The sequence below is a fragment of the Filifactor villosus genome, assembly GCF_042652965.1.
Classification (GTDB): domain Bacteria; phylum Bacillota; class Clostridia; order Peptostreptococcales; family Filifactoraceae; genus Filifactor; species Filifactor villosus.
Genome location: NZ_JBHSHL010000002.1, coordinates 1 through 11,662 on the forward strand (window position 1 = coordinate 1; position 11,662 = coordinate 11,662).

Annotated in this window: 7 protein-coding genes; 3 read left to right on the top strand and 4 right to left on the bottom strand. The window is 42.9% G+C overall.

Translation table 11 applies throughout. From position 1 onward, the window contains the following. Positions 1–586: 586 nt before the first annotated feature. The gene (locus ACFO4R_RS00030; RefSeq protein ID WP_379786891.1) at positions 587–1,084 is read right to left on the bottom strand and encodes a ferritin-like domain-containing protein; all 498 of its coding nucleotides are present in this window, start codon (positions 1,082–1,084) and stop codon (positions 587–589) included. A gap of 554 nt (positions 1,085–1,638) precedes the next feature. Between ACFO4R_RS00030 and ACFO4R_RS00035 the strand changes: the two genes are divergently transcribed. The 3 genes from ACFO4R_RS00035 (at position 1,639) to ACFO4R_RS00045 (ending at position 6,939) form a co-directional block, all read left to right on the top strand. Beyond that, on the top strand, positions 1,639–3,369 hold the full coding sequence (locus ACFO4R_RS00035) for an ABC transporter ATP-binding protein (RefSeq protein WP_379786892.1): 1,731 nt from the start codon (positions 1,639–1,641) through the stop codon (positions 3,367–3,369). Continuing rightward, positions 3,369–5,150, top strand: coding sequence for an ABC transporter ATP-binding protein (locus ACFO4R_RS00040; RefSeq protein WP_379786893.1), 1,782 nt, complete (start codon positions 3,369–3,371; stop codon positions 5,148–5,150). The genes ACFO4R_RS00035 and ACFO4R_RS00040 overlap by 1 nt, the downstream gene beginning before the upstream one ends. 817 nt (positions 5,151–5,967) lie before the next feature. Then, positions 5,968–6,939 (top strand): VanW family protein, encoded by a 972-nt coding sequence (locus tag ACFO4R_RS00045; RefSeq protein WP_379786894.1) that lies wholly within the window; start codon positions 5,968–5,970, stop codon positions 6,937–6,939. 889 nt (positions 6,940–7,828) lie between these two features. On the opposite strand, the gene ACFO4R_RS00050 is transcribed toward ACFO4R_RS00045, so the two are convergent. The 3 genes from ACFO4R_RS00050 to nhaC all read right to left on the bottom strand — a co-directional run bounded on the left by ACFO4R_RS00050 (position 7,829) and on the right by nhaC (position 11,459). After that, on the bottom strand, positions 7,829–8,539 hold the full coding sequence (locus tag ACFO4R_RS00050; protein ID WP_379786895.1) for a GTP pyrophosphokinase: 711 nt from the start codon (positions 8,537–8,539) through the stop codon (positions 7,829–7,831). Positions 8,540–9,493: 954 nt separating this feature from the next. Further along, positions 9,494–9,946, bottom strand: coding sequence for a hypothetical protein (locus ACFO4R_RS00055; protein WP_379786896.1), 453 nt, complete (start codon positions 9,944–9,946; stop codon positions 9,494–9,496). Then, the gene (gene nhaC, locus ACFO4R_RS00060; protein WP_379786898.1) at positions 9,930–11,459 is read right to left on the bottom strand and encodes a Na+/H+ antiporter NhaC; all 1,530 of its coding nucleotides are present in this window, start codon (positions 11,457–11,459) and stop codon (positions 9,930–9,932) included. Before nhaC ends, ACFO4R_RS00055 begins: the two co-directional genes overlap by 17 nt. Positions 11,460–11,662: the final 203 nt, after the last annotated feature.

An 11,662-nucleotide genomic window follows, 5' to 3' on the forward strand; every position in this document is an offset into this window, starting at 1 on the left:
CTCCTCTGTTTTATACGAGTATCTCATATTTTTTACGTTTTGTAAAGTATTGCGTAGACACGCTCTAGGAGGACTTGGATTTACTTTGAAAAATCAGGTGCTGCAGTTAAATTATAGAAGTAAAAAACGGATCAGAACTTTCAAAAAATATATCTCCAACACTTGTTTGAGAATGATGTAATTTCATAGGTGATCAAAACATTGTCCTCAATTGACAGTCTGGCGGAACAGTTTGAGAATGATGTAATTTCATAGGTGATCAAAACTATATTACTCCCGATATCAGCTTGTATATGGTTTTAGAATGATGTGATTTCATAGATGATCAAGATGACAACCGTTTAAACAGAAAGACTCTATATATTCAACGAACTTCACACATAAAAAAGGACCCTGCGTTAAAGCTTCGAGTCCTTTTTTCTTGATCTGTTTTATACTATTATCTATTAGAATTGACAGGTTCGATGCTTTGAAAGCATAAGATTTTCAGCAATTGTATATTCTGTATACCCGGCATTTCAAACGGAGAATAGTACCATATATCATTTTTATGTCTTTCCTTTGCTTTGCTATCCATCCACCCTTTTTAGAATGGGGAGAAGCTGTTGTCGAACCAAATGTTCATCTGTGCGTTTTTGACTTGCTCGGCAAACGAGTCTCTGTGTTTAATCTCCCAATTGGACAGAGCCTTTAACAATTTTTTCGCTTTTTCGTCTTCCGTCTTCTCGGCCGCCGCCTTGTAGTATTTTGCAAAATCGTCCTCCATGCTGTAGGCCATTCTCAAAATAGGAAGGTCCGCCATATCATACTCGAGGGATACGCCTTCCAGAGCCTTACTTCCGGTTTTGATAATGCTGTTACCCTCTTCCGCCTCCAAGTCAATCTCCGCAAGATCTCCTGTCTGCTCCAAGGATTCCACCTGTTTTTTAAGCATTTCGTAATGTCCGATCTCCATCTCGGACAACTCTTCAAACAAGGCCTTGATCGTAGGATTGCTTACCTTGTCGCGATACAGAGAGTAAAACTCCTGTGCTCTTTTTTCCATATTCATCGCATACTTCAAAATTTCAATATTCGTGTTCATTACGTCCCCCTTTTTTGCAACTGCACATCCAAATAAAACGTTACTGTATTTATTATACCATATTCTGTCTTTCAAATACAGAAGAAGACTTTCTAAAATTTTAAGCAGATGCCTCATACTTCGAAAAATCAGCATAAAACCGATTTTACACGAAGGATGAAACTTTTGAAAATATTGATATGACAGGTCTTCGTGTTTTATGAAACCGCAGAAAAATCATAAACCTGCCTTTGTTCGGTATCTTCATAAGATAATCAATGTCGTTTCTTTTTTTGAGGGTTTTATAATATTTGGGGTATATAAATTTAGATATCCTTTTGGATAAGATTAGATAAGAAATCAAAGTTCTTCCCCTGAAACACACTCGATCCATGGAAGTGTACGTACTTCAAAAAACGACACATACTTGGTTTTGATCGACGAAAAACTTTTGGAATCATTGCTGTGAACGATTTTTGTGTGTTTTGAATTCACAGTGAGATCAGGAGTGCAGTGTTGTCCTGATCCCAAAACCGTAATAATATGGTTCGTTCATATACCACAAGGAGATTTTTATGAGAGAGATGTTAAAAGAGTTTTTGAGCTTCAAACGTTATATCGCCCTGGTATTTCTATCGGCAGTCGGTTCCGTGCTTTCGACCCTGGCACTCCCGATGTACCTGTCACGCATCATCAACACGGCTATTCCGAACGGAGATATGGGTTCGGTCCTCTCTATCGGCGCTCTTATGCTGGCCTTTGTTCCCGCAGGGATCTTATGCTCCGTTCTGATGGGATACTTCGCGGCCAAGGTCTCCGTAGGAATAGGAAGAAACCTCAGAAACAGGGTCTTCAAAAAGGTTCAGGAGTTTTCAGAAATGGAGTTCGATAAGATTTCGACCTCTTCTCTGATTACACGCACGACCAATGATGTGATGCAGGTACAGACCTTCCTCAACATCCTGCTGCGCATTTCCTTGATGGCGCCCTTTATGGCAGTAGGAGGGATCGTGATGTCTCTTGCAAAGAGTGTGAAGTTGTCGATGGTCCTTCTGGTTTCCATGCCCCTTCTTCTCGCCTTTGTCTTTGTTATGGGAAGCAGGATCATGCCCCTTTCCACATCAATGCAGGAGTATCTCGATGAGATCAATCTCGTGATCCGCGAGAAACTCACAGGTATCCGCGTAGCCAGAACCTTCGGCACCGAGGTCTACGAAGAAGAACGCTTCAAGAAGGTCAACGAAACCTTTATGCATAAATCCGTCCGCCTTCACACCCTAATGTCGGTACTCATGCCCGGGCTCAACCTGATCCTGTACGGAACGACCTTGGTCCTGCTTGCATTTGGGGGATTGCAGATCCTCGGCGGAACCTCTCTTCCCGTGGGAGATATCATCGCCATCGTCCAATATGTGATGCAGATCATGATGTCGGTACTGATGATGTCCATGGTGTTTTTGGTCTATCCGAGGGCGGCAGTCTCTTCCAAAAGGATCAATGAGGTTCTCACCATCAACCCGTTCATCTCCAACGTCCAAAATCCTGTCACACAGACAAGTTTAAAGGGCCATGTCTCGTTTCGCAACGTCAGTTTTACCTTCCCCGATGCAAAGTCCCCCGTGCTCAAAGACATCTCCTTTGATTCACGTCCGGGAGAGGTTACGGCTATCATCGGTTCGACGGGTTCGGGCAAGTCTACCCTTATCAACCTCATCCCCCGCTTCTATGACGTTCAGTGCGGAGAAGTCCTCGTTGACGGGATCAACGTCAAAGAGATGGATCTTTACACACTCAGAAACAAGATCGGCCTTGTTCCTCAAAAAACCTTTTTGTTCAAGGGGAGCATCGCCCAAAACGTCACCTGCGGAAACAAGACCTGCACGAAAGAAGACATCGAACAGGCTCTTCGAGTCGCTCAGGCCTATGACTTTGTTATGGACAAAGAAGAAGGATTGGAGACCCTGATCACCCAAGGGGCGACAAACATCTCCGGAGGGCAAAAACAGCGACTTTCCATCGCTCGAGCCTTGACAAAAAAACCCTCCATCTATATTTTCGATGACAGTTTTTCCGCCCTGGACTTCAAGACTGATGCTGCCCTGCGTAAGGCCTTACTGAAAGAGGCTCGAAATGCAAGTGTAATCCTCGTAGCTCAGAGAGTCAGTACCATCAAGGATGCCGATCAGATCCTCGTCCTGGAGAACGGGCACTGCGTGGGAAGAGGCAGGCACGAAGATCTGATCAAGCATTGCAAAGTCTATCAAGAGATCGTATACTCGCAGTTGAGCAAAGAGGAGGTGCAATAATGCAGAAACCATCCATACGCTTTACACCGGTTTTCGGACGTCTGTTTCAGTTTATGAGACCTTACCGGAACCCTCTCCTTCTTTCGATTGTCTTGGCAGTCCTTGCAGCTTTCTTCAGCAGTCTGGGTCCCTTTATCCTAGGACGTGCCACGGATGCCCTGCTCGATCTAAAGGTTGCGGGAGAAGTATCCAAGGACGCAGTCTCCCACTTTGTTACAATGCTGTGTCTCTTTGGGGGAGTCTACCTCCTCTACGCCTCACTGAAATTCCTGAGCTCGAAGATCCTAGTCCGAGTCTCCCAAAAGACGATCTTTGATCTACGCTCCCAAGTGGATGCCAAGTTGAAAAAGCTTCCTCTAAACTACTTTGACACTAATACCTATGGGGATGTTTTGAGCAGGATCACCAATGATGTCGATATCGTTTCCAATAGCCTTCAACAGAGTTTGGAACAGTTTATCACGTCCATCGTCACTGTGATCTGTATCCTAACTATGATGTTGTGGATCAATCCGATCCTGACCCTGATCGGTGTGCTTACCATCCCTCTTTCAATGGTCGTATCTATGACGATTGTAAAATCCTCCCGGAAACACTTCTCCGAGCAGCAGGAGAAACTCGGTACTTTGAACGGTTATGTCGAAGAAATTTATACAGGCCACAGCATCGTAAGTGCCTTTAACGCGCAACAGGAGGTCATCTCTGCCTTCGAGAAACAAAATGACGACCTGTACCGAAGCGCTTGGAAGGCACAGTTTCTATCCAGTACTCTGATGCCGATCACTCAGGGGATGAGTAACCTCGGTTATGTAGCTGTTGTCGTCGTAAGCGGTTGGCTGGTCATCAACGGTAGGATGAGCATAGGGATGATCCAATCCTTCATCCAATATCTGAGACAGTTTTCTCAACCGATCATCCAGACGGTTCAGATCGCAAACATTCTTCAATCCGCTGCAGCTGCAGCATCTCGAGTTTTTGACTTCTTGGATGAAGAAGAGGAACTGCCCGATCACTATCCGGCAAGATTTCCCGACAAAAAAAATGCCTTTATTGAGTTTGAGCATGTACGTTTCGGCTATTCAAGCGAAAACACTCTTATGCACGATGTCAACCTCAAGGTAGATGTCGGTCGCAAGGTCGCCATTGTAGGTCCTACCGGTGCAGGCAAGACCACTCTGGTCAATCTTCTTCTGCGCTTCTACGATGTGGAGGAGGGATCGATCAAGATCGGAGGAATCGATATCTGGGAAATGAAACGCACCGACCTTCGTTCTATCTTCGGAATGGTCCTCCAAGACACTTGGCTGTTTACAGGGAGCATTATGGACAACCTTCGTTACGGTCGCCTCGATGCCACGGATGAGGAAGTCTTTGCAGCTGCAAAGACGGCACGTGCCGACTCCTTTATCAATACCCTCCCCGGAGGATATGACTTCCAACTGCAGGAGAACGGAGCAAACCTCGCCCAAGGTGAACGTCAGCTTTTGACCATAGCACGTGCCATCCTCTCCGACAGCCCCGTTATGATCTTGGATGAGGCGACCAGCTCTGTCGATACGAGGACGGAGGTGCTGATCCAACACGCAATGGCCAGCCTGATGAGGGGAAGGACAAGCTTCATCATCGCTCATCGTCTTTCCACTATTAAGGATGCGGACATCATCGTCTATATGGAGGATGGAGATATCAAAGAGACGGGAAGCCACGACGAGTTGATACGAAAAAGAGGTCTATATGCCAACCTCTATAACAGCCAGTTCGATAGCGAAAATCAGGCCTAGCGAACTCACACCCTGAAACTCGGATTGATTACAATCGTATCGTTAAGTTAGGAAGATACCGCATAATTCGAAAAAGTGGTGAAAAACCAGTTTTTCTTAAACAAATCCATTTCCAAAAGCCTGTATTTGGAATAGTTTCTACCCTTCGAGGAACAAAGGGCAAATTGTTTTGTATCTTTGTGCGGTATTTCCTTAATATCCTACAATTCAAAAGATCTGTATACAATCAATCTTCCAACAACCTCAGTAAAAGAAGCCTGAAAAAGGAGTCAAAATCAAACGGAAAGTAAACGGACAATTCACGAACATGCATAGAGCCAAAGACTATGCGAGGATTCGAAGTTACATTGAAACCTGTCGAAGAAACGGGATCAATGAGATGCAGGCTCTTAATACTACTATTCTTTTGAATCGTGGATATAAACAATCTGTGACCCATAGAAGACAACATAGTTTTTCGTCATCGAAAAATAGATATATCCATACTTCTATTGAAAAATAGTATAAAAGGTTGCTGGAGAATCGCATGTATACACTAAGAGAAATCATGGAACACGACACCTAACCTGTCCCGTTTCTTTTCACGCTTATGTTTAGATAGCCAAAGGGCTATCTTTTTTTGAGACTGTCAATAGTAACCTTTGTGACAATCTCAATACAAATATCGCCCTATGTTTCTATTTTTTTGAAATCGTGCTATAATAGAATAGAGAAGATATCGACACTTTCTCCCATGGCAGTCTTATCACCCTGTGTTTGAACATCGGAACTCTGTTCCATTTATTAATAGTAGTTTATGTAATAGGAGGTATTTTTATTGAAACGCTTTAGATTCACCGCACTTATCTTATCAACTCTACTGTTTGTATCCTCGACAGGTTTGAGCGCATTTGCGACAAATAAGCCAAGCGAAAACAAATCTTCCAACCAACCGGCGACATCCCAAGATTCTTCCAAAGACAACCTTCCTTCTCCGGAATCATTTGGAAACGATCCGGAAGCCATCGGGAAGGAAGTATCGGATTCCGCAGTCGTCGACCAGGTTACGGGCGAGCTTAAGGAAGGCGATACCACAACACCTGATTCTTCAAACAATGCAGAACTGGACACTGCAGCGGAGTTGACCATCATCGAAAGTTTAGATCAGGAATTCTACAACCCTACACCCAAACCCGAAGCAGCCCCGAAAAAAAATGGACCCATCCAGCTGGGACGTGGAATATCCAACTATTCGGATTCCTCGTCCAACCGAAAATACAACATCAAGAAGGCCGCAGGGGTTTTGAACGGCAAAGTCATCAAGCCCGGAGAAGTCTTTGACTTTAACCGTGTCATCGGTCCCGCAGGTAAGTCATCCGGTTACAAAAACGCCAAAGTCATCTTGGACGGAGACTTTGTGGACGGTTATGGCGGAGGCATCTGTCAGGTATCTTCAACCTTGTTCAATGCAGCTCTTCAAAGCGGAATTGATGTTCCGGACAGAAAAAATCACTCTTTAAAGATCTCATATCTGCCGGCAGGATATGACGCCGCTGTAAGTTACGGACATCTGAATCTCAAACTTAAAAACACATATAAAGTCCCTGTTAAAATCAAAGCAACGGCCAACAACAGTACGATCACGATTGACCTGGTTGCTCTGCAAGACACCCCGAAGCGTGTTGTTTCGCTTACTCGTACCAAAAACGGAAAAAACTCCTATCTGTTGAGTAGAACCATCAAGGAAAACAATAAGATTATCAAGAAAGACTCCTTCCGTTCCATCTATCGTGAACGTTTGCAACAGTAGTTGTTTTAACCTAACAAAAGACTCTCCTGAATATTCAAGGAGAGTCTTTTTCAGTATTTCTTTCTCTACTGTCTTTTTTGATTTTTCAACAATATATATGGATGAATCTTCATATTATACTATTCTTCGTTTGGGTTATGGATATAAACAATTTGTGGCTCATAGAAGATAAAACCATTTTTCGCGGGTTGAAAAACAGATATATCCATACTTCTATTGAAAAATAGTATTATACCGTTATTTGTTCAAATTGACAGATTGAACGCTTGGAAAAAGCGAGTCATTCAAATTATTTTTCAACAATTCCATATTCTGTATCCCTGTTATTTCAAACAAGACAAGGTATTAAAGGAGATACCGCACAATTCCCAAAAATAGATCAAAACCTCTTTCATACAAAAAACAAACTTGTTGAAAGTGCTCCCGTCACAAAATTTTTGCGCTGTATAAAACAACGGCAAAATCAAGATGCGGCTTTTTGCGGTGTTGTCTTAGGGCGATACCGCATAATTCGAAAAATCGGCATAAACCCCATCTTATAAGAAGGATGAAATTCTTAAAAATATTGATATGACAGCGTTTTTGTTTTATAACATCGAAGGGAAATCGGAAGTTTGCCTTTGTGTGATGTTTCTTAATAACGAAAGAAAAACCACATAATTCAAAACCTTAGAGCAGAGTCCGTTTCGCAGGAAAAACAATGTTTATGAAAACACTCGTCTCATGCTATTCTCCGAAGTATGATTATATCAACACCAGAACGTGCAAAGATTCGTTGTGTTGACCATAGAATAAAGCCTATTATTATCAACGGTTCAAATGGATAATAGCATCACAAGTCCTTGCACATTTGCCGAAAAGACAAAAATGCATCATTTCATTTTTACTATCAGTCCCGTGCCCCTTCTTCTACAACTTCTTCCTTGTCCTGCTCCGTGATCTGATAGAGGATGTTCTGCATACGCTCATCTGTGTTTGCAATAATGTTCGCACATTCTCGCAGCTGTTCCTTGATCTCCTCCGAATTTTTGATCTCTTTCTTGTACCTCAGATGATGTTCCAAACTCGCCCAAAAATCCATCGCGATCGTCCTTATCTGAAGCTCCGCACGCACACACTCCTTATGGCACGAAAAATAAATCGGAACCTCTACAATCATATGGTAGCTTCGATATCCGTTTGGTTTCGGATTTTTGATATAATCCTTTATCTCCAAAACCGTAACATCGTCCTGACTTCTCATCATCTCTGCCAAATCATAGATATCGTCGATAAAAGAACAGATGATGCGTACTCCCGCAACATCGTTGAGGTTCTTCTCCATCGATTCCACGGATACGGGCCAGTTTCTCCTTCGCAGCTTTTCGATCGTGCTCAAAGGATCTTTTACCCTGGTTTTTATCATCTTAATGGGGTTTCTGTCACTATGTAAAGACATCTCATCATTGAGAATCTCGAGTTTCGCCTTGATCTCCTTGATGACACACTGATACTTCAGGATCGATTCCTTGTACTCACGAGCCTGTTTGTAGAACTCTCCGATATCCTTGGGCATCGGCAGCGTATTAAACACCGTACTGTTTAACTCATAATCATACATATATACCTTCGCCTCCCCTATCTCATCTTTCTATTATTATACCCCTTTTTCAAAAATTGGGAAACGTTTGCTTGACAAAAATACCGAATTAATTGAAAAAATAAGCCCGAAAATAAAGGTGAATTGTCAGAAAAAATAAATCCGTATTCTCAAGAGTAAGTAATACTATTTTTCAATAGAAGTGTGGATATATCTATTTTTCAATGACGAAAAACTATGTTGTCTTCTATAGCTCACAGATTGTTTATATCCACTATTCAAAAGAATAGTAGTATAAAACTCTCCGATAGAAGTGTACTTATGTCCGATCCTACAAGTATAAAAATCCATTTTGTCCCCCTAGAATGAAAACCTATCACTATCAATAATCCGAATAGATAACAGTACAAGGCTTGTATTCAGTAGAAAAAGAGAACCATCCGGCACCGGTCAAAAAACGTGATGGGAGCGGTGTTATATGAAAAATAAAGTATTTTTAAACTTTGATATTGCAAGGAAAACACCGCACAATTCAAAAAAACCAGTATAAAATCACTGTATAGGAATACTGAGTTTCTCAGAATAAATGATCCGACAAACGTTCATTGTTTGTGAACTCAAAGGGACATTGTGATCTTGGCTTTGTGCGGTATTATCCAAACTCTCTCTTCTCTGCAGAACAACAGTAAAAACACGATATCCCTGTATTTTTTAAGTTTTAGTATCAAGCAGATAATCACAGAAAAAGCACTCTCCCCAAACCTCTCGGAAAGCGCTTATTTCTTGAACACCTTATACTATTATTCTTTTGAATTGTGGATATAAACGATATCTGAACAATAGAAGATAGAACAATTTTTCGTAGTCAAAAAATAGATATATTCATACTTCTATTGGAGAATAGTATTAAATAGACGATCCACATTCAAGACCCGGAGTTTTCATAACCAAACATCGTTGCGCTGCTATCTCACATCAGCTATTTTCAAATTTTCCGACTCGGATCTTTGGGTTTCTGTGTAGAGCGAGTCCTACGATTCCTTCTTTCTCTTTCAGTCTGTAGCGAAAGATCCGAGCAAATTCTCCCCTTCCGACATAGAGGGTAAGTCCTTCCAAAGAACTTGCTTCCCAAAGGATGGAGGTGATCTCTTCCCACTCCCATACATCTCTGTAAGAGGAAAATCCCATATCATATTCCACAATAACCCCTTCTTCGTTGATGATGTGCGTCTTTTTCAAGAAGGTAGCCATGATGAGCAGGACTCCGAGGACCATCCCTATGATATAGATCTCTCGAATAGAATACCAACATATGAAAACTCCGGCAATAATACCTCCTATCTTTACCGGAAAAGATTTTTCCCCCGTCTTTGTAACAAAGTTTCTCTTACCACCTTGGATGTATCCGCTCTTATTTCTCTTCTTCATCTTTTTCACCTCTTATTTTTTCAAGGGCCGCCAGACTGATCTCAAGGGAATAGTCCGGAGCAAAGGCAGGAGCTCTCTTTTTCAACCTCTTGAAGAACAATCCCGTCTGTGTACCGTCCGCATAGAAGATCAGTCGTCCGAAGTAAGCTGCCACCAAGGCGACAACAGGGGTGACGAGCGGAATGAAAGCAAAGGGAAAGTATTGAACGGGAGAAACTCCCAGCATTGCAGTATGATGTGCCCCACAGGAGGTCCAGGGTATCATTGGAGACCAGAGGGTCCCCATATCTTCCAATGTTCTAGAGAGAAGATTACGAGCCAAACCGTGCTTGTCATACAGATCCTTGTACATCGATGCCGGAATGATCAAGGCGAGGTACTGATCACACATGGACAGGTTGCAAAACAAGGAAGTCACCATTGTTATCAGAATCAAAGAGAATACCCCTTTGATTTTGTGCACGAGCTTTCCCAACAAGGATTCCACGATCCCAATCTTTTCCATCAATCCTCCGAACCCTATCGCCACGATCGCGAGGTTTATCGTCCACATCATCGCATTCATTCCTCCGCGGTTTAAAAGAGCGTCCGCCAACTCGTTTTCCGTGCTTGCAGAGTAGCCGTAGTGTGCCGAGATGATACAATCTATCACTCCGGATTTTTGAAAGATCAAGGCAAAGATAAATCCTGTTATGGAAGAGATGAATATCCCCGGTATCGCAGGTATCCGAAAGAATGCCACCAAGATAATGACCAATGCCGGTATCAGAAGGATGGGAGAAAGCTCAAAATGTTCATTCAAAGTTTGCTGGAGCTCCAATGCGATCTGATCATCATAGTTCTTTGAGGTCATAAAGAAGCTGATCCCTCCGTAAATAAATAGAGCAATGAAGAAACTCGGCACCGTGGTCGTAAGCATCGCGTTGATATGATCAAATAAATTCGTTTCCGAAACTCCCGCCGCCAAGTTGGTAGAATCCGACAGAGGCGACAACTTATCTCCCATCGCTGCTCCCGATATACACATTCCTGCCGTGATCGCCGGATTTATCCCCAACCCGGCTCCCATGGACATAAAGGCAACCCCCAGGGTCGCCGTAGTAGTCCATGCCGAACCGCAGGCGAGTCCAATGGTAACACACAAGATCAGTCCCACAGGAAGAAAGATCTTGGGAGAGAGAAAGTTGAGCCCATAATAGACGATGGCCGGTATCGTTCCCGATAGGATCCAAGACGCTGTCAAACAACCCACCAGCATCAATATCAACATTGCCTCCATGGTTCTGTTGATAGTGTTTAGCATCCCTGCCAACATCGCATTGTAGCTGTATCCGCACAGCCTTCCCACCATCATTCCTACTGCAGCTGCAATGACGATGGGGATATGGGGATCTATCCCCCAATGAAAGATATAGTTAGGTATCAATATAACCAGCAGGACCACAATGGGCAGCAATGCCTCAAACTTGCTCGGTATTCTGCTCTTTTTGATCGAATACATGTTTTCTGCCATGGTTTCGCTCCTCCCTTCGACACCGTTCACAACGGACGTAATCCTTCCTTTGTGTAAAAGGAGCCCGCCTTATCTCCATATAAATCCGTATCGGAAATAAAAACCGGCTCCCCCTATTATCTATAAAACTATCACACAGAACACATCCTTCACGGCGGACCATCGTGCTATATAACTTTTATCTCAGCGTTTACCGGATCCCT